Genomic DNA, 23,328 nt, shown 5'->3' on the forward strand with positions numbered 1-23,328 from the left:
TGATTATATTTCATCTCTACCTTTTCACTGTTATTTTAATTTGGCAATCCGTTTCTCCATCTCTTTTTGCGTCATCGGCCCAATAAACTTATCTTGAATGACACCTTTTGTATCTATAAAATACGAAGTTGGGATCGTAATGACTTTATACGCTGTTGTTACATCAATGTTCTTATCCAATAAAATAGGAAAAGTAATTCCTTTTTCCTTAGCAAAATTACTTACCTTTTCTATCCCCCCGCCTTTTTCTGAAGGCGTATAATTTATTGCTAAAATTTCTACATTTTCTTTATGTTCTTTATAGAAAGCCTCCATATCTGGCATTTCTTGCTGGCAAGGCCCACACCACGTTGCCCAAAAGTTTAAAATCACTTTCTTTCCTTTTAAATCCGATAACTTTACATTCGTTCCATCTAACTTCGTTAATTCAAAGTCTGGCGCACTCTTTCCTATTTCAATACCATTATTTGCAATCATTTCTTTCATAGCAGCTTCACTTTTTTCCTGCTTCCCTTGTACTACTTGATCTTTCTTACCAAACTGTTCATAAGCTGCATATCCCGCTAAACAAAGTAACACTACAATAATCGTAAGCTTTCGCCACATGTTATATCACCCTAACGTGTTTATCTTCTTATAACTTAATCACTCAAATACTATATACCTTATTTTAGCTTATACGGACAAGCTTGGAAATATTCACAGCCCGAATAATCAGAATATTCTTATTTAAAGTGTATTTTTTTCCTTTTTATCATATAATTAGACACACAAATAAAGTGTTGTTTATCTTCTTATGGGACCATTCACCTTTTTACTTTCGTAGTTATATAAACTTCAACAAAAGGGGGATTTATTATGAATTCATTCGAAAAAATAACATTATATATTCTTAGTTTTCTTTTATACCCAATCGGTATTATTACATGGATCATTTCACTCTTTAGTAACGATCTTGAAAAAAAGAAAGTAGGGCGTATTTGTCTCTACGTTTCTCTAGTCTCATTCGTCCTTTTCTTAATTCTTGGAATTGTAACTTTCCTTATGACTGCTACTTTTAACGTCGATCTGAATCATTCAGAATCTATCGAGTATCAAATAAATGACGCTGAATAAAGATAAGAGCATTGCTCTTATCTTTATTCACATCTCTTAAAAAATGAATGACTATTTATTAATTTTTGAGGACTTCCACATGCTACAATACTTCCTTCTTTCATGATGACAACGCGATCTGCTAGTATTACTTTCTCTACATCATGTGTCGCTACAATTCTCGTTACATCGCTTCCTAGCCCTTCTATCATATTCCAAACAACTTCTTGATTGCTCGGATCTAATCCGGCAGTCGGTTCATCTAAAATAATAAGATTTGGATTAGAAACAATTGCTCGCAATAATGCAAGGCGTTTTCTTTCTCCTCCTGAAAACTCTTCACCGCTTTTATGTAGTACAGTTTGAAGACTTTCCGGTAACCCCCTAATAATTGGCGTTACATTTACAAGTCCAGCATTTTTTTCTAACTCGTTTTCTAAGTCCTCTTCCTCAAAATACATATTCTCTTTTACTGTCGTCCGAAAGAAGCGCGGTTCTTGCCACACTGTAGTCAATCGAGCCTCATTTCCATAATAAGCAACGCTACCGTTAGATGGTTTATACAAGCCTGCCATTAATTTTAAAAGCGTTGTTTTTCCTGCACCACTTTCTCCGACAATGATAACGAATTCACCAGGATTAATTTGCAAATCAATATTATGAATTCTATATTTTTCTTCTACACTCTCCTGAAATGAAACATTTGTTATCGCCATCCCCATCGCTCTTTCTACATTGCTATCTGCCACTCTTTTATCTAAAAAAGAAAAAACTCTATTTGCCGAAGCGGCTGCAACTTGTGTCATCATTAATACATCGCCCACGTAACGGACTGGGAAAAAGAGCATTTCAATTGTAGCTAACACTGCAACAAGTGAACCAACTTCTATTTCCCCCTTCATTATTTTTTGCGCGCCTACAATGAGAACAACGATATACGCTCCTGTTTCAATAACTGTTCCAACCACTCCAATGCAGTGTTGCATCATCGTCTTCTTTACTTCTGTTTTATAAGATTGCGCCGTTACTCCTTTAAATAAGCGAATAGCCCATTTTTCTTTTTGCAAACTACGTAAATCTTGTGCACCTTTTACAAACTGTGAAACCATCTCTACAACACTTGATTGATTTTTTTGAGCAATGCTTGCGATATTTCTTACCTTCTTCCCTAAAAGCATTGGAATCGTTGCACTAAAAAATAAAAACGGAGTTATCCACCAGATAAACTGTGTATCTATATGTTGCAACGCTATGATCGCACCGATAAATTGCGCAACGGCGTGTATATATTCTATTAATATAGAACCATATAATCTGACCCAGTTTGGAATATCAGACACGACTAACGTTTCTAACTCTCCTTGTTTGATTTTCTCACTCTCTTCAAACGGTAATAGGAAAAAATGGCGTAATACATCTAAACGCTTCTCTCGTAATATTCGCTGACTTGCTTTTGAGCTTACATAATCGAATGAAAGATTGTTTATCCACATCATCAAGCGGCTACCCGCAAACAATGCGATGTACAAATACGCACCTTTTAATTCCCGTTGAATAAGGTTATCTATCATTAGTCCCATAAATATTGGACGAGATAAATTTAAAATAGCTGAAAAAAGCCCGCTGCATACAGCTGCTATTACTAATATTTTTTCTTTCTGTAACGGTAATAAAATTCTTTTATATTCTTTCATGACGTTTCCTCCATTTTTTTATAGTAAAAAGAAAGGGATGAAACCATTTGGTTTCATCCCTTTCCATAAAATAAGGAAGCTAACAGTTGTTAGCTTCCTTATCGCTCATTTCAATTATTTAGTTCGACACTTTTGACTCTTCAATTTTCTCACGAAGAACCATTTGCAGAATACCACCGTGACGGTAGTAGTCAATTTCTACTTCACTATCGAAACGAGCTACTACTTCAAATTGTTTTTCATTGCCATCTGCATCAGTTGCAACTACTTTTACAAGATCACGCGGTCTAACTGTTTTGTCAATTTGAATTTCAAATGACTCATTTCCAACAAGACCTAACGTTTCAGCACTTTCGCCATCTTTAAATTGAAGTGGTAATACACCCATTAATACTAAGTTACTGCGGTGAATACGTTCGAAGCTTTCTGCGATTACTGCTTTAATACCTAATAAGTTTGTACCTTTTGCAGCCCAGTCACGAGAACTTCCCATACCGTAATCTTTACCAGCAACAACTAGAAGGCCTGTGCCATCTTCTTTATATTTCATAGCAGCATCATAGATTGATGTTACTTCACCAGTTGGCCAGTATGTTGTATATCCGCCTTCTGTGCCTGGTGCAATTTGGTTTTTAATACGGATGTTCGCGAATGTACCACGCATCATAACTTCATGGTTACCACGACGAGAACCGTAAGAGTTAAAGTCAACTGGTTGTACGCCGTTTTCTAATAAGTAGCGTCCAGCTGGTGTATGCTTACCGATTGAACCTGCTGGTGAAATGTGGTCTGTCGTTACAGAGTCACCAAATTTACCAACTACGCGTAAGCCTGATAACGTTTCAACTTCACCTGGTTCTTTAGATAAGCCTTCAAAGAATGGTGGATTTTGAATGTATGTTGAATCATTATCCCAAGTATATAACGCTTCGTTTGAAGTTTGGATTTCATTCCAACGCTCATTGCTATTAAATACTTGTGCATATTCTTTCTTGAACAGTTCAGATGTAACAACACTTTGGACTACATCTTCAATTTCTTGAGCTGATGGCCAAATGTCATTGAAGTAAACAGCATTGCCATTTGCATCTTTACCAATTTCATCATTTTTCAGGTCAATATCAACAGTACCTGCAAGTGCATATGCCACAACAAGTGGTGGTGATGCTAAGTAGTTTGCTTTTACAAGTGGATGAATACGACCTTCAAAGTTACGGTTACCAGATAAAACAGATGTTACTAATAAGTCATTTGCTGCGATTGCTTCTTCTAATTCTGGCGCTAATGGACCAGAGTTACCGATACAAGTCGTACAGCCGTAACCAACTGTTTGGAAACCTAATTGATCTAAATATGTTGTTAAACCAGACTTATCTAAGTACTCTGTAACAACTTTAGATCCTGGTGCTAATGATGTTTTTACGTACTCAGGTACTACAAGTCCTTTTTCAATTGCTTTCTTCGCAACTAGACCTGCTCCAATTAATACGTATGGGTTTGATGTATTTGTACAGCTTGTAATTGCAGCGATTGCAATTGCACCTGTTTTCATCGTTACTTCTTTATCTTCTAATGTAACCTTCACTTCTTTATCGAACTCTTGCTCATTAAATCCAAGTCCTTGTGTTCCAACTGGTGCTACAACAGCTTTGTGGAACGCATCTTTCATATCTGAAAGTGGAATTAAATCTTGTGGGCGTTTCGGTCCAGAAAGGTTAGATTCAATTGTATTTAAATCAATTTCAACAAGATCAGTGTAAATTGGATCTTTGCTGTCTGCTGTATAGAATAAGCCGTTCGCTTTACAGTATTCTTCAACAACGCGAATTTGTTCTTCATCTCTACCTGTTAAACGTAAGTATTCTAATGAAATATCATCGATTGGGAAGAATCCACAAGTTGCGCCATATTCTGGTGCCATGTTTGAAATTGTTGCACGGTCAGCTAAAGGCATGCTCTTTAGTCCATTACCGAAGAACTCAACGAATTTACCAACTACACCTTTTTGACGTAATACTTGTGTTACTTTTAATGCAACGTCAGTTGCTGTAGTACCACTTGGAAGTGTACCAGTTAATTTCACACCGATTACTTCAGGTACTGGGAAGTATGAAGGCTGTCCAAGCATTCCTGCTTCTGCTTCAATACCACCAACGCCCCAACCAAGAACGCCGATACCGTTAATCATTGTTGTATGTGAGTCTGTTCCAACTAATGAATCTGGGTATGCAATTAAGTCACCTTCAGCATTTTTCACAGCGTGAACAACTGGTGCTAAATATTCAAGGTTTACTTGGTGTACAATACCTGTAGCTGGTGGAACTGCACGATAGTTATCAAATGATTTTTGTGCCCAGCTTAAAAATTTATAACGTTCTTCATTACGTTTAAACTCTAAGTCCATGTTGAATGCAAGCGCGTCTGCCGTACCCGCTCTATCAACCTGTACAGAGTGATCAATTACAAGGTCTACAGTAATTTCCGGATTAATTTTATCAGGATCCCCACCCATGTCTGCCATTGCTTTACGAAGCGAAGCCAAATCAACAACAGCTGGAACACCAGTGAAATCTTGTAAAATTACACGAGATGGTTTAAATGGAACATCGATATCTTGCACATCTTTCGTTCCCCATTTCGCTAAATTTGTAACATGCTCTTCTGTGATTACACGTCCGTCTACTTGACGAAGTACTGATTCAAGTAAAACTTTCACGGAATATGGTAATTGAGATACGTTGCCAACCCCTGCGTTTTCAAGCGCTTTCAAATCATAATAATGATACGTTTTTCCATCTACTTCAAAAGTTGCGCGTGATTGAAATGGATTATGTTTGACCATTATGTTTCCCCCCTGTTAAACGTGACTAAGTTGTCTGAATATAAAATGTAGACAAACTTTTCAATACCTTACGATAATATCTTATTACAACTTTCTAAATAAGTAAATAATAAGAAACTTATAGATTATCATACGTTTTCTTTATGTTTCTAAATTTGAATAGTGTTCATGCTCCTTATGAATACTATTACCATAAAGTAAAGTGCTCTATTAGCGCTTTCTTTACAGTTCATACATACTATGAACTGCTTATCATTCAACTTACAAAAAAAGTTATAGAGGTGAAATAAAATGGGTAAAAGAAAAGCAAATCATACTATTTCAGGAATGAATGCGGCATCTGCACAAGGACAAGGTGCTGGTTATAACGAAGAGTTTGCAAATGAAAACTTAACTCCTGCAGAACGACAAAATAATAAGAAACGCAAAAAGAACCAGTAACAAAAAATCCCAAAAGGAACATTCACCTTTTGGGATTTTTTCTAATGTTTATAACGTAACAATTCCGAAACCTTTACAAATCGATAACCTTGCTTTTGAAGCTCCGGTAAAATTTTTGCTAGCGCTGCTACTGTTTGACTACGATCATTTCCTCCATCATGTAACAATACAATATCTCCACTTTTAGCATTTTTCACTACATGATTTACAATGGACTCAACACCTGGATTTGCCCAATCACGTGGGTCTTGGTGCCATGACCATAGTACAGTTTGATACCCAGCTTCTTTCGCTGTTTTAAATACAGCATCGTTAATATATCCACCAGGTGGACGGAATAACAAAGGTTCTTTTACCCATTTTTCAAAATATTTCTTTCCATCTAAAATATCTTTTTTTAATTTTTCATCTGATGAACTATTCGCATATAAATGATTCATCGTATGATTTCCAATTTCATGTCCCTCTTTCAACACTTGTTTTACTAAATATGGATTGCGCTGCACTCGAAATCCGATCATAAAAAATGTTGCTTCCGCTTTATATTGACGTAATAAATGTAAAACTTGTGTTGTATAAGTTGGATCTGGTCCATCATCAAATGTAATGGCAATAATCTTTTCATTATTAGGTACTTCCCACGTTACATAGCCAGTTGGTTCTAGCTCTTTTCTGAGCAACATTTTCGCTTCCACTTTTTCCACTTGAAATATATGTACTGCGCATAGTAAAGAAAAAATTACTAAAAAAACTTTCTGTTTTAGCATAATATTCATTAAAGTAAGAGGTTGTCGAATACCAACAATCTCATTTACTTTTCTAATTGATCTACATTTCGCATAATGTTTTGGAGATTATTTTCATATTGCTCAAGTTGTGGGCGTTGTGTTTCCGAAGCTACTTCTAGTGCATTTTGAATCTGTTCATATGCTTCCTGAACCTCTTGGCGTAATTCTTTTAAATCATGACCGTAGTTTGGATCATTTTTCACAATGTTGTTAAATGCATTTTCTGCTTGTGTAACGCCTTGCTGCGCTGCTTGAAAAGCTTGTTGCTTATCTTTATGATATGGCATTATACAATCCCCTTTCCATAATAGTTAGTCCCACTTATCTTTACCTTTTTTTCTAAAAACATTCTCGTATAAATTTACAAACTTCTCTCATTCTAAAAAGAAAGAGGAGGTGTCACAGACAATGGGCAAAAACAATCGTGAAGCCAAAGAAAAAAAAGGACAACCCGAACCATTAAGCGGATCTCATAAAGTAAAAAACCGTAACCATTCACGCCAAAAACATCATGCACATCATGATATGTAAAACAAAAAATGCACAATAGCTACCTTTTCCACATACAATGTTTATATTTTTCCATTTATTCTTCACCCCTACTTCATTCATGCATAACATAGTATGAATTGAGATTTTACGGAGGGTGTCTTACATGGGCAAGAAAAAGAAGGATTGTCTTTTTCATGTTGATGGTTTCGAAGAATGGATGGATCAGTTTTGTTCTGATTCTTGTAGCAACTTTAGTTTCCCAAATCAAATTCATATTGACCTTTGTGAAACGGAACAAGAATACATTTTGGAAACAGATGTACCAAATGTAAAAGAACAAAATGTAGTCATTAAAAAGATGAAGACAGGCCTAAACATTTGCATACTTCATAAAAATATTTCTTTGCAGAGAATCATTCCTTTACCCGATAATATTATTTATAAGAAGATGCTAGCCTGCTTAGAGAATGGATATTTAGCCATTCATATTTCCAAAAATGAAGTTGCTCATAAACATGAGGAAAAAGTTCTTTTTCAAATTGAGAATTAAAATAAAGTAAAACTTTAACCAACAGGAGTTTTACTGCCCGTTAATAGCGGAATAAATACAAAAAATAAGCCCCAGCAGATGACTGGGGCTTATTTTATTTCGCATGTAACTCTAAATTACAATTTCCACCATGCCTTTTTTTCAATAAACCTTTCGTAATTAAAAGTACAGGAAATGCTACAGTTGAAAATATAGCTAACGCTGAAAATACAATAAATCCATTTTGATATCCGTAGTAGTCGAGAAGTACTCCCCCGAACCACGGACCAATTACTGCTCCAATTCCTGAAAAGCCCATCGCTCCGAAGTATGTTCCTTTTAGATGCGCAACAGCAATATCATCAATAAATACATCCGTCATTGAAAACATTAAGACTTCTCCAATTGTAAAAATAATTGTACAAACGGCAGCACCTAGCATAGATTCTACTATTCCAAAGCCAAATAATCCTCCGCTCACAAATAAAGTCCCCACCATAATTGATATTAACGGTGTATACTTTTTGCACATTTGAATAACAGGATATTGAATAATCACTACAACAACTGCATTTAAAGCGAGCATATATGAGAATAGCTTCACTCCATCCTGGAATATATGTGCATTTGCAAAATATTGAGATACTGTCGTCGTCAAATGTGAAAAACCACAATTACTCAAAATAATACCGACTAAAGCAACTAAAAATACTATATCTTTTCGCAATATACGCATTGCATTTAGCATTGTAACAGGTTTTTCTGTACTCACTTTCTTTTTTCCCATTGGATACTTCTTAAATTGGAACGCTAGTATAGCTGTATATAGAATATATACCCCAGCTGCTACTAAAAAAGGAATTGTTGATTTTGCACTTCCAATCTGTAATCCAACAATTGGTCCAATTGCAACTCCAACATTTATTGCACCGTATCGTAAGTTATAGACGAGTAACCGATACTCAGGCTTTGTTAAATCTGATAATAACGCTCTTGATGTTGGCTCAAAAAACGACCTACATAATCCATTTAAAGCGTTTAATAAAAAGAAACTTAAAACATGATCTGCAAGTGAAAAACCTATAAACACAAAAATCCAAACGATCATGGACCAGAGCATAATCATTTTCCGGCCAAATCGATCTGATAAATTCCCTCCGATAAAACTAGCAAAAACACCAACAAGTGCACTCGTTCCAATAATAGCACCAGTCATTCCAGCTGATACACCTTTAACAGTCGTTAAATAAATCGCTAAAAAAGGAATACTCATTGAGGTAGCAAACCTAGCAAACAATGTCCCTAAAATAATACTCATTCCAAGCGGATGAATATGCTGTAACTTCCCCTTCATCGTTAAACCTACTCTCTCTATTTTCACAAAAAAAGAAAGCAAAGGATTTGCTCTCTTTTCCCCTTTTATACTTGAGCTGTTGATACTCGAGCTGTTCTCGTTATATCCATATCTATGCCATATGTAAACTGTAATTCTTTACAAACATCTTTAATTAAAATTGCTACATTATACTTTTCATTAAATTGTAAAACGATGTTTTCTACTTCTTCATATGTATACTTATATTCCCCTGTAATAACACTTTTTAGATCAAAGCATTCATTTATACAAAGTTGCACAAGTAGCTGGTCATATTTCTCGATTACATCTTCTTTCTTCCACAGTACCTCTTTTACATATAACCGATCAAACTTCACACTTTCTCGATTACAATCCGTTAAAATCCGGGTCATTTCATTTAATTCTCGATACAATTCAGAAATATTTTTGCTTAAACTAAGCAGTTTATCTACGCCATTTTCATATAACATATTCATTCCACCCCCGCATTTTCTTTCCCTTATTATAGCAAGAAAATTCTAAAAAAATTTTCTTTCTTCTGAAATATTAGGAAACTAATTTCGATTGCTTTACAATGAAACTAGTGAACACGAAAGGGGAAAGAAAATTGGAGCAAAAATTATATTACACTGACACTTATAAACAAGACTTTACTACTAAAATTATAAAGCAAGATTATGATAAAGAAGGTAACTTATACGTTGTTTTAAACGAAACAGCATTTTATCCGACAGGCGGCGGACAACCACATGACACTGGAACTTTAAATGGTATTGCTGTACTCGATGTTGAAGAAGTCAATGAAGAAATCCGCCACTTCATTACAGAAGAATTACATACAGAAGAAGTAGAAGGTAAAATTAATTGGGAGCGACGTTTTGATCATATGCAGCAACATGCGGCTCAACACATTTTATCTGCTGCTTTTTGGGATCATTTTAACATACCTACAATTGGATTCCATCTTGGTAGAGAAACGGTAACAATTGATTTAGAAACAGAAAATCTGCATACAGAAACGGTTGAAAAAGCAGTACAAATTGCAAACAATATAGTTTTTGAAAACCATCCAATCCGTATAGAGTGGATGAATTTAGAAGAAGCGAAAACGTTACCCCTTCGTAAAGAACCGACTATGACTGAAAATATACGCGTTGTTATTATCGAAAATTACGACTACAACGGATGTGGTGGAACGCATCCGAAACGAACTGGTGAAGTTGGTCCTATCCAAGTACTAGGATGGGAGCGCAATAAAGGTGGTATACGCTTAACGTTTAACGCTGGCTGGCGCACACTTAAATTAATGGGGCAACAACAACAAATTATGAAAGATGTTTCTAAACAATTAAACAGTAGCGAAACTGATATTCCAGCAAAAGTAGCACAACTGCTTACTTCTCAAAAGGACAACGAAAAAACAATACAAACAATGAATGAAAAATTATTGTTTGCAGAAGCAAACGAACTACTTCAACAGCCTATGGAAATACATGCTGGCATACTTATTTCTAAAGTATTTACAAATCGTTCTATGCAAGAAATCGCAAAGCTTTCTGCTATTATTACAGAACAACAAGAGCATGCCCTTACATATTTCGTCATTGAAAATGATGACAAACTACAATGCATCCTCGCTTGCGGAAAAACAGTCACGCTTGATATGAATGCTCTTTTAAAAGATGCTCTTCCTACAATTGAAGGAAAAGGTGGCGGAAATAAAAAGAGTGCGCGCGGTGGCGGAAAAGCGGTTATGACTGGGGACGAGTTTTTAAATCAACTTGTGTCTTCTTTACAGTCCGCATTATAAAACATGTTTATGAAGGATAGCTAACTGCTATCCTTCAACTATATTTACAGGCCTATATTTTGTTTCAACCCTTGATAACTCCCTGCATTTGCAAACCCCTCACTTACCAGTTTTATAAAAGATTCAGAAAAATCATAGTGACTTAATTCTTTAATCGGTACCATTTGCACATCATGAATCGGATTATGATCAAACTCGTTAGAAGGTAACGTAATTTCACCTTCAATCCTTTCAAGCAAAAACGTAATATGTAATAAAGATGGGCTAGTATCTGGTTTATCACAAACATAGAGTAGCTTCTTAATTTTAACTTCTAACCCTGTTTCTTCTCTCATTTCTCGAATCACCGCTTCTTCTAACGTTTCACCATTCTCTACCCTTCCTCCAGGTAAAGACCAATTTCTATTAGCAACTCTTTGCTTTACTAGCAATACTTTTTCATCTTCAATTAAAATTCCGGTAACACGAACTTGCATTACATTTTCCATATGTAATCTCCTCTTCCCATTATATTTACAAATTAATCCTTCCATAAAAAGAACGTACGTTTTATAATTAAAGAAAATTATGGAAGAAAGAAGTTGTTACATTCATGCGTCCACCTTTAACAAAGTCTATATCACTTGAAGATTTCCAAAACTATTATTGGTTAAAAACAGAACTGCAAACATTTTGCCGTGAGCATGGGTTGCCAGCTAGTGGCTCTAAGATCGAAATAACCGAACGTATCTCTCATTATTTACATACTGGTAAAATATTAAAAAACAGCTCCGGTCAAAAGGCGAGTAAAGCCTCCCTATCCTATAAAGATCTTTCACTTCAAACTGTTATTACTAACAATCACCGCTGTAGCGAAGATGTTCGTGCTTTTTTCAAAGAAAAAATCGGAGCAAACTTCCGCTTTACAGTAGCTCTTCAAAAATTTTTTAAAGAGAATGTTGGAAAAACATATGAAGACGCGATAAGGTTTTGGTATGAAGAAACCAAACGAAAAAAAGATCCTACATACAAAACAACTATTAGCGTGCAGTTTGAATACAATCGTTTCACTCGCGACTTTTTCGAAGATCCAAATAACAAAGGAAAATCAAAAGCTGATGCGATCGCTGCTTGGAATGAAATAAAAGCAAAACCTGGTAGCAATGCTTATGTTCCTCAAAAAGTAGAAGACTAACTAGTTAACTCGTTAGTCTTCTACTTTCTCAAATAATAAAGCAAGCCCTATTCCCCCCCCTATTCCCAATGTCACAATTCCATATTTCATATACTCTCTTTGCGCTTGATAAAACAAACGTGTTACGAGCATAGCACCCGATGCACCGTACGGATGACCGAGCGCAATTGCCCCGCCATTTACATTTAATTTTTCGAAAGGAATTTGTAACTCCTTTGCACAAGCAACAACTTTTGAAGCAAATGCTTCATTTATTTCAAAATAATCGATGTCCTCTACTTTCATATTCATTTCGTTTAATAATTTGTTCACCGCAAATATCGGACCAGTCCCCGGAAGATTTGGATCCACTCCAACTACAGCACTGCGGACGAAACGAAGAACAGGCTTGTATCCTAATTTTCGAGCTTGCCCCTCTTCCATGACAAGAACAGCACATGCTCCATCATTTATGCCGCACGAATTACCTGCCGTTACTGTACCATTTTGCAAAAATGCGGGCTTAGTTCTTTTAATCATTCTTTCATAATTTATTTCTCGCTTTATAGCTTCATCTAGTAATCCATTAAATGATAGTATTTCATCTTGTAAATGTCTATTTTCTAATGCTTGCAGTGTCCTTTTATAACTAAGACAAGCGTATTCGTCTTGCATTTCTCGTGTTATATTATAGCGCTCTGCAACATATTCAGCCGCCACTCCCATATTAGGATCTCCAATTGTTTCAGGTGAAAATCGCGCTCTATTTTGAAAAGGTGATGTACTTGTACTCTCTACTCCTCCTGCAATATAACAATTACCTGCACCACCTTGAATGAAATGACATGCAGTGCGAATGGCTTCCAATCCGGCACCACATTGCCGATCAATCGTTACACCAGGAATATGATAACCGAGCCCCGCCTCTAAAGTAGACAGCCTTGCAATATTTCCTCCTGGTCCAACAACATTCCCTAATATAACATCGTCTATTTCTCTCTCAATTCCTTTACTTAAAAACGAAAGAAGTGGTGCTGCTAAATGCTGAACTTCATAATCTTTCAACATCCCATTCTTCTTACCAATCGGTGTTCTTTTCGCCTCTACAATAACTGCCCTATTCATATATCTTCCCCTGATTTTCAATCATATTTTTCGCTGCAACACGAGCAATCTTCCCGCTATTTGTATATGGTATTTCATCAACAAAATGCCATTCTTTCGGTATTTTAAAAGAGGATAATCGTTGTAAGCAAAAACTCTTTAATTGTTGCTTCGTAGCACTTCCTTTTACGATAGCGACAGGCTTTTCCCCCCAATAACTATCTTCTACACCAACTACAACTATTTCATTAACAGCTGGATGTGTCTGTACTACACTTTCTATTTCTTCTGGGAAAATATTGATTCCTCCAAATAAAATCATATTCTTCTCTCTACCAACAATATATATGAAACCTTCTTCATCTTGATAGCCTACATCTCGCACTGTCATCCAGCCAGCTGCAGTCAACTCCGGAACTAAAACCCCTTCTATTATGTATCCCATAAAAAACTGATTACTTTTCACATAAACAGTTCCTATAACACCTGTCTGTACTTCTTCTCCTACTTCATTACATATTCGAACTTTCACATTGTGACAAGGTTTTCCTACTGAATTTGGCTTTCTATCGCCCTCTTCATCGACTAATGCTGTTACAAAGCTTAACTCCGATGCACCGTAAAATTCATATTTTTTCGCACAAGGAAATATACTCTTTATTTTTTCTTTCGCTTCAGCTTCCCACTTCGCTCCTGACGAAATAATTTTCATTTCATTTTCTATTACTCTATTTTCTTTATATAAAGATTCTAGCATTGTCGGGACTGTATACATGACCGAAATATTTTCAGTTTTCAACTTGTCTAACACTTGATCTGGAATAAACTTTCTCATAATGTGCACCGTTTGTCCTACATACAATGCACTTATTGCGCCGTATAAGAAAAGAGAATGAACAAGTGTCCCAGCTATAATAATAGAATCTTCCTTTTTCATATGAAAGTCTTGTACATTACAATCAAAACTATGAACCCACGATTGTTGTGCACGTAAAAATGCTTTTGCTTTTCCAGTTGATCCTGATGTGAATCCCATATAAAAAGGAGCTTGTTGTACATTTTCTTCAGGGTAATCAGTAGGAATATAGTTCTCTATCATTCTTTTCCATTCATCAATTACAATTACTCTTCCTTCTTCACCCGAAATATCATTTAACTTATACCGTTCTGTCACAACCATATCCGGATTACTGATTGCTAGTCTTTCCTTTAGTTCATCCTTTTTCCATTTTATATCTAATGGCACACAAATCCATCCGGCCATGGCAGCACCAGCAAATAGTTCTAAAAACTCCATACGATTTTCTAACACGATTGCTATCGTTTTATTCTTCGATTCTTTTTCATCCAACCAGCTTGCTACTTTACACACTGACTCAAACCACTCTTTATATGTTAAAACTCGATCATTTTCCTTTATTGCTATTTTATTCGATTGTAAGGAGGCATGCTTTTTATATTCTTTTGTAATCCCCATATGAGACGTCCTTTCTCTTAAAAATAATAAAAAGAAACACGCAATGAACGTGTTTCTTCTCTTTTTTATCCCACATTTGTATATTTCCCACTCTTTAAAGCAGGCGTAATAATATGTTTCAATGAACGGTGTAATTTTGTTACAAGAACTGCTGCAATAATTGCTTTTATACAATCCCCTGGTAAGAACACAGCACTTACTTTCATCGTTTCCCATACAGAAACATCCATTAAGAAAGCTTGTACAGTGATACCAAACACATAAACTACGAAAATACCACCAATTATATTAATGCATAATACTTTTATTATAGAAACTTCACGTAAACGCTCAATTAAATAACCAATGACAAACGCTCCAACAATATAACCAAGTAAATATCCTGCACTTGGCCCAACAAATACACCAAAGCCACCACGTCCACCAGCAAGTAATGGTGCTCCAACTCCTACTATAAGTAAGAAAACAAGTTGACTTAATGCACCAAGACGTGATCCTAACAGTCCACCAGCAAGCATAACACCAAGTGATTGTAATGTAATTGGAACTGGTGTAATAGAAAGAGCAATTGGAGGAATTAACCCTAACACTCCCATAATAGAACTAAATAAAGCGACGAAAACTAAGTTTTTTGTATTCATATTTGCTTCTCCTATTTGTAAACTAAAAACGATTTTCAGATAACATATTATAGAAGTTATATTATATTTCTATCTAGAATTTGTCAACTTGTTTTTATAATAGGTTTACAAATGTGAATTCCTTTATTTTTCTTTATGCAAATGCTCAAGTTCTTTCCGAAGCGCTTGTTTTAAAAACTTCCCAACAGATGTTTTCGGTATTTCTTCCATAAATACAATATCGTCTGGTAACCACCACTTCGCAAACTGTGGTTTTAAAAACTCATATATCTCTTCTTTCGTTACTGTACTATTTTTCTTTTGAACGACGCAAGCAACTGGGCGCTCTTGCCACTGCGGATGAGGAACGGCCACGACAGCCGCTTCAAATATAGCATCATGTGCCATTAAAGCATTTTCAAGGTCAACTGAAGAAATCCACTCTCCTCCGCTTTTAATCACATCTTTCGTACGGTCAACAATTTTCACGCAACCTTCCTCATCGACTGTGACAACATCTCCTGTATATAACCATCCATCACGAAACCCTTCGACAGTACGCTCATCGTTATAATAGCTTTCAGCGATCCATGGTGCTCGTAAACAGAGTTCTCCCATCTCCGTACCATCCCACTTCACTTCACCATTTGTGCCGACTACTTTCATCTCTACACCAGGGACAAGATACCCTTGTTTTGATCGAATTTCTAGTTGCTCTTCATACGATAATTCTGTTTCATAACTTTTTAAACGCGCAAGTGTTACGAGTGGGCTTGTTTCGGTCATACCATATGCATGGATGAAAGGAACATTGTGTTTCTGTTCAAATGCTTTAATAACACTTTTCGGTGCAGCTGCACCACCACATAGTATTCTCGTCATACTAGATAAATCGTAACTATTATTTTCTAACTCTTGTAATACACCAAGCCAAATTGTCGGCACACCAGCAGCTAACGTCACTTTTTCAGATTGGATCATTTCTAATAAAATTTTTGGCGTAAACATCGGTCCTGGAAGAACTTGTTTTGATCCAAACCAAGTAGCAGCGAAAGGAAGTCCCCAAGCATTCACATGGAACATCGGTACAATCGCCATTGCTGCATCACTTTCCGATAAAGCAGCTGTATCTGCTAAACCAAGTGCCATACAATGCAATACAGTACTACGATGCGTATATACAACACCTTTTGGATTTCCTGTAGTCGCCGACGTATAACACATACCAGCAGGTGTGTTTTCATCAATATCTTTTACAAATTGGAAATTTGGATCACCTTCTTCTAATAGCTTTTCATAATGATATACAGGTTCTAGCGTAGTATTTGGAAGTTCATCTTTATCAGTCATAATAATGTAAGCTTGTACAGCTGATAGTTGTGATTGAATATTTTCAACGAGCGGTACGAGATCTTCATCTATAAGTAGAATGCGATCTTCTGCGTGCTGAATAATATATGAAATATGTTGAGGAGATAAACGAATATTAATTGTGTGCAAAACAGAAGCAATACCTGGAATAGCAAAATACGCTTCCACATGTCGATGATGATTCCACGCTAACGTTCCTATACGCTCGCCTTCTTTAATTCCTAATTTTTTTAACGCACTGGAAAGCCTTCTCGTCCTTTCACCTAACTGCTTATACGTTAACGTCGTAATTGTATCATGTGTCCGTGAAACAATTTCTTTCTTTGAAAACAGTTTTTCTGCTCTTTCCATCATAGAACTAATTGTTAGCGGTACATTCATCATCATATTGGTTATATCCCCCTTTAAAGCGTTTTCATTTTTTGTTTATTATAACAGACTCCTACAAATAATGACGACATTTTTCTGTATTTTCTGAATTATTTCTTTGGAAATAATTCAGAAAATACTAAGAGAAAACACATTAAAACTCCTTCTTACGATATATAAATACCGAAATAACAAATGAAAAGATATATATGATAACGCCAAATATTGTATATAAAATTGAAATATATACAGATTCATTTAAGTTTGATATTGGAAATTGTTCTATTATATAGCCAATTACACTTTGTAATCCAAAATAAGTAACAAGTCCCCCGCATGCGCCTCCAATTGTAATAGCATCAGATTTTTCTGCTCCAAAAATATAGAGGAGTGGATAGGCTATTGCTCCAGCATTAAGGATGATGAACATCCCTAAAGAAACACTCTTAAATATATCATCATCAATTGGCGTATCTGAAACTGAAGCATGTACGTAAAATATGCTATACGATAATAAAGTACCAATAATTACAACTATAAAATAGAAAAGGTAGTGACTTTGCACAATGTTATTTCTAGTAACCGGTAAAGTAAGTACATATTTTTCATAACCCGACTTACTCTCATACTTAATAACTTCAAGTGCAGGAATTGCAGCAAATAAGATAATGAATGTAGCAATTAAACGGTACATTGAAGCATTACCAAAATAAAAAACAAATCCCGATCCTAATATCGCTATTCCCATAAACATAAAGAAAGTTCGATACACTAGATAATAGTTTGTCAATAATAAACCTTTCATTTATTTTTCACTCCTTGTTAATAAAACACTTATTTCTTCTATCGAAATGGTTCTATGAGCAATCCCATTTGGTAGTTTATGCACATCTGATATAAGTACATTGAAATAAGAACCATTATTCCTTTTCACCTCAACTATATCTTTGTTGATTAAAGTTAGTTGTTCCTCATCAACATCTACAATGGCATAATTGTCCAAAACCTTATCCTTTTCTTCATTCAATAAAATTTCTCCATCTTTTATCACAATAAGGTGACTAGCTATTTTTTCTACATCACTCATAATATGTGAAGAAAGTAATATACCACCATTACTTTTATTCACAAAACTTTTTAATTCCTCTAACACCTGCTCCCTAGATGAAGGATCAAGACCTCCCGTCGCTTCATCTAGAATTAATAATTTGGCATTATGTGACAACGCAACAGCTATAGTTAGTTTCATTGACATTCCACGCGAGAATTTATCTACTTTCTCATTAGTAGGTAAAGAAAAAGTATTAACTAATCGATAAAAATTATCTTGATCCCAAAATTCAAACATCTTTTCAAAAACTTTGTTTAGTTGCTTTATTGTAAGATGAGCCGGTAGATTCATAGCATCAAATACGACTCCTATCTTCCCCTTATTCTTGGCATCTTTATTTATATTTTCTTCACCAAATATTTTGACTGTACCACTATCTTTAGAAATTAATTGTAGTACTGTTTTAAAAGTTGTGGATTTCCCTGCCCCATTGTCACCAATGAATCCAACAATTGCCCCTGATGGCACATTGAAGGAAATATCTCTTAAAACCACTTTGTTTCCAAATGATTTACTCAAGTTTTTAATTTCTAGAAGATTTGACATCATTACACTCCTATCTTAACTTTTAATAAAAAATCGAATAAAAATAGGTTTTCTCCTATTAAAAATTATCCACTTTTTCTCTCACTTTCTTTTTCAGTTTAAAAATAAGACGATTACTATATTCTTTATTTTCTACTAAAATTCGATACACCTCTAATGCTCCTAACACACGAATAAAAAGATAGACTCCAATTGCAATAAGTACAACACAGTAAGGGTAATACTGCACTAATTCTCCTGAAGTGATATGCTTTTTCTCAAACAAAAACGGGATTGCGCCTGCGGCTATAAAACAAAATCCAACGATCACTACTGCCGCATACTTTTTCTTAATAATCGCATATCTTTTTGTCAATTCTTTTAGGAAGTTTTGATCAAATAGTAGTTCTTCCTTTTTCAATACATTGTATCGACTCTCTTCTATCGTTACAGGTACCATCATCGCTCCAATTCCAAGGACAGCAACAATAATGACAAGGAATGTCAACATTGTTGCATTTTCTTTAAATAATAAATACGGTATTGTAGATAAAATGAGCAAACTAAATCCTAGCGCTATATATTTAGAAATTTTTTGTCCATACACTACATACCCTTCTGCCATTTCCTGACTTACATAATAGCCATCCCCATTTTCATTACTTTGCTCAGCAGTTTCTTTTAATAAATAGTCGAGTGATACTTCAAATACATTCCCAATCATTATTAACTTTTCTGTTTCAGGAAAACCTTGACCGTTTTCCCATTTACTAACCGCTTGCCTTGTCGTGTTTAATTTTTCAGCTAATGCTTCTTGAGAAAGGCCCTTTTCCTTTCTTAACTTAAAAAGCTTTTCACCAAATCCCATATGTGTGTCCCCCTTTGTTTTCTTAACTCAATTGTATGTAAACATTCTCCTTATCTCTATCTTCCTGCGGTTGCACTTTGTCAACTTACGGTTGCGATTGTGTTATATAGCGGTTTTTCATACGATTTAGCTATTTTTCTTCTAAGATTGTGGCGTTAATAAATCACCCTCTCCTAATAACTAATTATAACAATTACAGGTAATTATTGTTATAAAATACAAAAACCCCCTTATTCATTTAAAGGAGTTTTCGATATGAAATATTCCAAGAAGGGCTAATTTCCCTTCTCATATTAATTCACAATTTCTTCTATACATTTTTGCATGTTGTGCAACGATTAATAAGCATCCCACACAGTATATGTTGTCATCTCTTTATATAAGGCGTATTCATATATATGTAAAATATTACTCCTATTAACTTCTCTAATAAAACCACTTCTCAATAATCATAACGGCTTCTGCTTAAACTTTTCATAATGTCGTACTTTTAATAAAAGGACATTCCCGCAATCTGTACAAATATAAGCATCTACCGGTGAAGATGTGAACATCGTCTCCTTTTTCCGTATTTGTGCATAACCGACAAACTCACCTTCTCCTATATTTTGAGAACCACAATTAGAGCATGTCTGCACGTCTTTCTGTTTCATGAGAGCACCACCTTTAATCTGTTTCTACTCCCTTCGACAGTTCACTTCCATTTCCCTTCCAAAAAACCTCTTATTCTCTTACATTTCAACAGGAATCTCAGAACAAACATCGTATAAGTACTATGAAATATATTTATTAACGGAGGAACTTTATGAGTACGATTATGACGCTTAATACAGCTCAAGAAATTGAAAACGCAGAAATACATATGCTCTCTTCTAGATTAACGCTATTACAAGCAATAAACGGAAATCCAATGCAAGTACAAATGAAAAAGTTCGGTAGTACCACTGCCTTTTCATCAAAAGTAATTGCTGGTCCGGCTTTTAATACGGTAAAAGGTATTACATTTACAAATACAGCTGAGTTAGATGAAATTATCTCTTATTATCAATCACTACAAATCCCTTGTCGTTTTGAAATTACACCCGCTCAAGGTACAGCTGAACTATTTCATTACTTATCTGAAAAAGGTTTTTATCAATCTAGCTTCCATACCGCTTTATATAGTATACCGAGAGAAGATCCATCCCTTCTTCCTTCTAACATTTCAGTACGCCAACTAAAAGAAAATGAATTTCATATTTTTGCAGACATATATGTACGTGGATTTAACATGCCATCCTTTACAAAAGATGGTGTTCGCCAAAATAACGAAATTCTTTACGATAAACCAGGATGGTATTTTTTCATAGCCGAAGTTCAAAATACTCCTGCAGGCATTGGTGTCCTGTACATAAATAATGGGATTGCTTCATTAGCTGCTTCTGCTACTTTGCCAGAATTTCAGCGTAAAGGCTGTCATACTGCCTTAATTCAAAAACGAATTGAGACAGCTATTGAATCCAATTGTCATTTAATAGTCGGACAAGCAAAATTCGGTAGCGGCAGTCAAAATAATATGGAACGTGCCCATATGAAAATTGCTTATACAAAATCAATATGGACTGCAAAAGACATGTAATTAACATTCCTTCTCCTCCCATTACAATCTTATACATTCTATGACAATTCCTTTTCTATACCATTAATCATTTGAATATTCAAACTGCATTTGTTAAGCTATTACTAGATACATCATTCAACTTGCAATATGAAAAGAGAACTCTAATCAAACTACAAGGAGGAGAAATGTATGACTAAACATGATCATGGTTTAAAAGAAAAAGTAGAAGGTGCTATTGATAAAGTAAAAGGCGAAGTAAAAGAAGTTGTCGGGAAAGTAACTGACAATAAAAAATTACAAGCTGAAGGAAAATGGGATAAAGTAAAAGGCACTGCTAAAGATACGGTTGGCAATGTGAAAGAAAAAGTACATGAATATAAAGAGCATAAATAATAAAAACACGTTAGATGTATTTTCATCTAACGTGTTTTACTTTATATACATAATGAACCACATAACATATGATATATTTTTACTTCTCTATACTTTTTGTAAGTGGCTCTTTAAAGGCATTTCTATTCCATACAACAAAAACAATAAGAGAAATAATAAAGAATACAACAAGACATATACCCAAATAATCAAAATTAACTACCTGTATGAGATTCCAAAACGGTCCCTGTAAATTATAGCTTTCAATAAGCAAAGATAATAGTTGATATCCCCCTATTAAAAAAGCCGTTATAACAGATATTAAGGTAATTAATACATTATACGAATTTCTTATTCGATTATTTTCCATTGCCCACTTATAATTCGTATTCATGAATGTACTATCTAATGTATCCATCAATGACATTCCTGCAGCAAATAAAATGGGGAAAGCAAATATACTTACAAGTGGAATAGATTGACTTGTTGCAGTTACTGTAGAAAGAGCAATTAATCCAATTTCACTTGCTGTATCAAAACCGAGCCCAAATAAAAAACCGATCATATACAATTGCTTCTGACTATTAATAAAACTAAATAAACGTTGTGCGAAACGATATATAAACCCCAAGTTTTCTGGTTGCTTATCTTCTTGGCTCCGTAACACTTTAATAAGATACAACAGATTGGTAAGACCGATAATAATAAGGAATGTGCTAGAAACGATTGTACCAATAATACCGCCTATAGTAGAAAAACTCTCCATTCCATGTTTTGCCGTTTTTCCAATTAAAGCAATTAATACAATCATCACAAATACTACTGTAGAGTGTCCTAATGAGAAGTAAAATCCCACCCCCTGTGAGTTTTTACCTTTTTCAATTAATTTCCGAACAGTATTATCAATTGCGACAATATGATCACTATCAAACGCATGACGCAATCCTAAAGAATATGCAATAATAGCCATTCCAATTATGCTATTACCTTTATACAGTGCTGGTAATAATAAGAGAATCCCAAGCACATGAAGAAATATAATAATAAAAAAAAATTTAGTTGCCTTCTTCAGTTCACTTTTCCACATAGTTACTAGCCCTTTCTACTTTAAATTGAATACTTTTGAAAACGAAAAGTGCCATAATAAAAACTACGATCGTTATAATAGTCGCTAAAATAATTACAAAATTATTTAACACATCTGTATGATTTGTAAGTGTTAACAGAGCTGGTACTGTTGCAGTAATCCAAGATTCAACGAAGCATACAATTCCTACATAAATATGAATCTTCTTTTTCAACCCATCTTGCAGGAAAAATAAAAACCAAAGGAATGCCCAAAAGAACCAAATTATTGTACTTTGTAGGCCTCCACTCTCATGTAATTGATTCACTATTCCCATAACCGTTGCAATGATAGCAACCCAAAGAGAATAGTAACCTACACCTGAAGAATCAAGTTTTAGTATATTTGTAAGACCAACATATAAATAAGTAAAACCAAATAAAAAGATAGTTCCATTAGATAGGATAGTCCACTCATCGGATTGACTTCCTGTAAATAATAAATATAATGGTGTCAAAGTTTGTAGTGCCCCTACAAATAAATTAAAGTACCCTACACTTTTGCTATCAATGAGTTTAAAAGCTGCTAGTGAATTCATAAATAGAACTGCACCAACAAATAATAATCCCACGTTAGTCATAGTA

Annotated in this window: 25 protein-coding genes and 1 pseudogene; 8 read left to right on the top strand and 18 right to left on the bottom strand. The window is 34.9% G+C overall.

Annotated features, from left to right (window positions below; all coding sequences use genetic code 11):
* Positions 1-30 precede the first annotated feature (30 nt).
* Positions 31-606, bottom strand: coding sequence for a TlpA family protein disulfide reductase (locus tag EKQ63_RS18985; RefSeq protein WP_087954620.1), 576 nt, complete (start codon positions 604-606; stop codon positions 31-33).
* Between the two features lie 252 nt (positions 607-858).
* On the opposite strand from EKQ63_RS18985, the gene EKQ63_RS18990 reads away from it, so the two are divergent.
* Positions 859-1,116: a hypothetical protein gene (locus EKQ63_RS18990; RefSeq protein WP_087954619.1), complete on the top strand. Its 258-nt coding sequence runs from the start codon at positions 859-861 to the stop codon at positions 1,114-1,116.
* Positions 1,117-1,139: 23 nt separating this feature from the next.
* Here EKQ63_RS18990 and EKQ63_RS18995 read toward each other — a convergent pair.
* Positions 1,140-2,856: pseudogene (locus EKQ63_RS18995) on the bottom strand (ABC transporter ATP-binding protein).
* A 51-nt stretch (positions 2,857-2,907) separates the two neighbouring features.
* The gene (acnA, locus tag EKQ63_RS19000; RefSeq protein WP_087954617.1) at positions 2,908-5,631 is read right to left on the bottom strand and encodes an aconitate hydratase AcnA; all 2,724 of its coding nucleotides are present in this window, start codon (positions 5,629-5,631) and stop codon (positions 2,908-2,910) included.
* Positions 5,632-5,922: 291 nt separating this feature from the next.
* Between acnA and sspO the strand changes: the two genes are divergently transcribed.
* Positions 5,923-6,072 (top strand): small acid-soluble spore protein SspO, encoded by a 150-nt coding sequence (gene sspO / locus EKQ63_RS19005; protein WP_000518052.1) that lies wholly within the window; start codon positions 5,923-5,925, stop codon positions 6,070-6,072.
* Positions 6,073-6,113: 41 nt separating this feature from the next.
* On the opposite strand, the gene pdaB is transcribed toward sspO, so the two are convergent.
* Both pdaB and EKQ63_RS19015 read right to left on the bottom strand, forming a co-directional pair.
* The gene (gene pdaB / locus EKQ63_RS19010) at positions 6,114-6,839 is read right to left on the bottom strand and encodes a polysaccharide deacetylase family sporulation protein PdaB (protein WP_123805654.1); all 726 of its coding nucleotides are present in this window, start codon (positions 6,837-6,839) and stop codon (positions 6,114-6,116) included.
* A 44-nt stretch (positions 6,840-6,883) separates the two neighbouring features.
* A complete protein-coding gene (locus tag EKQ63_RS19015; RefSeq protein WP_001146295.1) occupies positions 6,884-7,147 on the bottom strand; it encodes a hypothetical protein in 264 nt (87 codons plus the stop codon).
* A 121-nt stretch (positions 7,148-7,268) separates the two neighbouring features.
* Between EKQ63_RS19015 and EKQ63_RS19020 the strand changes: the two genes are divergently transcribed.
* Together EKQ63_RS19020 and EKQ63_RS19025 are read left to right on the top strand one after the other, a co-directional pair.
* Positions 7,269-7,391, top strand: a complete 123-nt coding sequence (locus tag EKQ63_RS19020; protein ID WP_000517649.1) for a small acid-soluble spore protein P — start codon at positions 7,269-7,271, stop codon at positions 7,389-7,391.
* 124 nt (positions 7,392-7,515) lie between these two features.
* Positions 7,516-7,902 (top strand): Hsp20/alpha crystallin family protein, encoded by a 387-nt coding sequence (locus tag EKQ63_RS19025; protein ID WP_000516732.1) that lies wholly within the window; start codon positions 7,516-7,518, stop codon positions 7,900-7,902.
* Between the two features lie 94 nt (positions 7,903-7,996).
* Here the strand turns inward: EKQ63_RS19025 and EKQ63_RS19030 are convergent, their stop codons facing one another.
* Both EKQ63_RS19030 and EKQ63_RS19035 read right to left on the bottom strand, forming a co-directional pair.
* Positions 7,997-9,235 (bottom strand): MDR family MFS transporter, encoded by a 1,239-nt coding sequence (locus EKQ63_RS19030; protein WP_087954931.1) that lies wholly within the window; start codon positions 9,233-9,235, stop codon positions 7,997-7,999.
* Positions 9,236-9,300: 65 nt separating this feature from the next.
* Positions 9,301-9,708, bottom strand: coding sequence for a hypothetical protein (locus EKQ63_RS19035; protein WP_000965140.1), 408 nt, complete (start codon positions 9,706-9,708; stop codon positions 9,301-9,303).
* 137 nt (positions 9,709-9,845) lie between these two features.
* Here EKQ63_RS19035 and EKQ63_RS19040 point away from each other — a divergent pair, with 137 nt between their 5' ends.
* Entirely contained in the window at positions 9,846-11,048 is a 1,203-nt protein-coding gene (locus tag EKQ63_RS19040; protein ID WP_176364570.1) for an alanyl-tRNA editing protein, read from the top strand.
* A gap of 44 nt (positions 11,049-11,092) precedes the next feature.
* Here the strand turns inward: EKQ63_RS19040 and EKQ63_RS19045 are convergent, their stop codons facing one another.
* Positions 11,093-11,536, bottom strand: coding sequence for an NUDIX hydrolase (locus tag EKQ63_RS19045; protein WP_087954614.1), 444 nt, complete (start codon positions 11,534-11,536; stop codon positions 11,093-11,095).
* 104 nt (positions 11,537-11,640) lie between these two features.
* On the opposite strand from EKQ63_RS19045, the gene EKQ63_RS19050 reads away from it, so the two are divergent.
* The gene (locus tag EKQ63_RS19050; RefSeq protein WP_087997370.1) at positions 11,641-12,222 is read left to right on the top strand and encodes a DUF6434 domain-containing protein; all 582 of its coding nucleotides are present in this window, start codon (positions 11,641-11,643) and stop codon (positions 12,220-12,222) included.
* A 12-nt stretch (positions 12,223-12,234) separates the two neighbouring features.
* On the opposite strand, the gene EKQ63_RS19055 is transcribed toward EKQ63_RS19050, so the two are convergent.
* From EKQ63_RS19055 to EKQ63_RS19090, 8 genes are all read right to left on the bottom strand, one after another.
* Complete coding sequence (locus EKQ63_RS19055; protein ID WP_087954930.1) at positions 12,235-13,326, bottom strand: acetyl-CoA C-acyltransferase; 1,092 nt, start codon at positions 13,324-13,326, stop codon at positions 12,235-12,237.
* Positions 13,319-14,782, bottom strand: a complete 1,464-nt coding sequence (locus EKQ63_RS19060) for an acyl-CoA synthetase (protein ID WP_143881417.1) — start codon at positions 14,780-14,782, stop codon at positions 13,319-13,321. The genes EKQ63_RS19055 and EKQ63_RS19060 overlap by 8 nt, the downstream gene beginning before the upstream one ends.
* A gap of 65 nt (positions 14,783-14,847) precedes the next feature.
* Entirely contained in the window at positions 14,848-15,423 is a 576-nt protein-coding gene (locus EKQ63_RS19065) for a biotin transporter BioY (RefSeq protein WP_087997368.1), read from the bottom strand.
* 123 nt (positions 15,424-15,546) lie between these two features.
* On the bottom strand, positions 15,547-17,160 hold the full coding sequence (locus tag EKQ63_RS19070; protein WP_049111932.1) for a long-chain fatty acid--CoA ligase: 1,614 nt from the start codon (positions 17,158-17,160) through the stop codon (positions 15,547-15,549).
* A 136-nt stretch (positions 17,161-17,296) separates the two neighbouring features.
* On the bottom strand, positions 17,297-17,947 hold the full coding sequence (locus EKQ63_RS19075; RefSeq protein ID WP_087997367.1) for an ABC-2 transporter permease: 651 nt from the start codon (positions 17,945-17,947) through the stop codon (positions 17,297-17,299).
* The gene (locus EKQ63_RS19080) at positions 17,948-18,799 is read right to left on the bottom strand and encodes an ABC transporter ATP-binding protein (RefSeq protein WP_088327594.1); all 852 of its coding nucleotides are present in this window, start codon (positions 18,797-18,799) and stop codon (positions 17,948-17,950) included. It lies immediately after the preceding gene.
* A gap of 58 nt (positions 18,800-18,857) precedes the next feature.
* Positions 18,858-19,646, bottom strand: coding sequence for a helix-turn-helix domain-containing protein (locus EKQ63_RS19085; protein WP_143881418.1), 789 nt, complete (start codon positions 19,644-19,646; stop codon positions 18,858-18,860).
* Between the two features lie 449 nt (positions 19,647-20,095).
* On the bottom strand, positions 20,096-20,299 hold the full coding sequence (locus EKQ63_RS19090) for a hypothetical protein (RefSeq protein WP_000810212.1): 204 nt from the start codon (positions 20,297-20,299) through the stop codon (positions 20,096-20,098).
* Between the two features lie 152 nt (positions 20,300-20,451).
* Here EKQ63_RS19090 and EKQ63_RS19095 point away from each other — a divergent pair, with 152 nt between their 5' ends.
* Both EKQ63_RS19095 and EKQ63_RS19100 read left to right on the top strand, forming a co-directional pair.
* Positions 20,452-21,264, top strand: a complete 813-nt coding sequence (locus tag EKQ63_RS19095; protein WP_087954608.1) for a GNAT family N-acetyltransferase — start codon at positions 20,452-20,454, stop codon at positions 21,262-21,264.
* 171 nt (positions 21,265-21,435) lie between these two features.
* Positions 21,436-21,639: a CsbD family protein gene (locus tag EKQ63_RS19100; RefSeq protein WP_000160408.1), complete on the top strand. Its 204-nt coding sequence runs from the start codon at positions 21,436-21,438 to the stop codon at positions 21,637-21,639.
* A gap of 79 nt (positions 21,640-21,718) precedes the next feature.
* Here the strand turns inward: EKQ63_RS19100 and EKQ63_RS19105 are convergent, their stop codons facing one another.
* Both EKQ63_RS19105 and EKQ63_RS19110 read right to left on the bottom strand, forming a co-directional pair.
* Entirely contained in the window at positions 21,719-22,705 is a 987-nt protein-coding gene (locus tag EKQ63_RS19105) for a HoxN/HupN/NixA family nickel/cobalt transporter (protein ID WP_087954607.1), read from the bottom strand.
* Positions 22,692-23,324: an AmiS/UreI family transporter gene (locus tag EKQ63_RS19110; RefSeq protein ID WP_000185992.1), complete on the bottom strand. Its 633-nt coding sequence runs from the start codon at positions 23,322-23,324 to the stop codon at positions 22,692-22,694. The genes EKQ63_RS19105 and EKQ63_RS19110 overlap by 14 nt, the downstream gene beginning before the upstream one ends.
* Between the last annotated feature and the right edge of the window lie 4 nt (positions 23,325-23,328).

Source organism: Bacillus sp. BD59S, from assembly GCF_007363175.1.
Lineage (GTDB): Bacteria > Bacillota > Bacilli > Bacillales > Bacillaceae_G > Bacillus_A > Bacillus_A pacificus.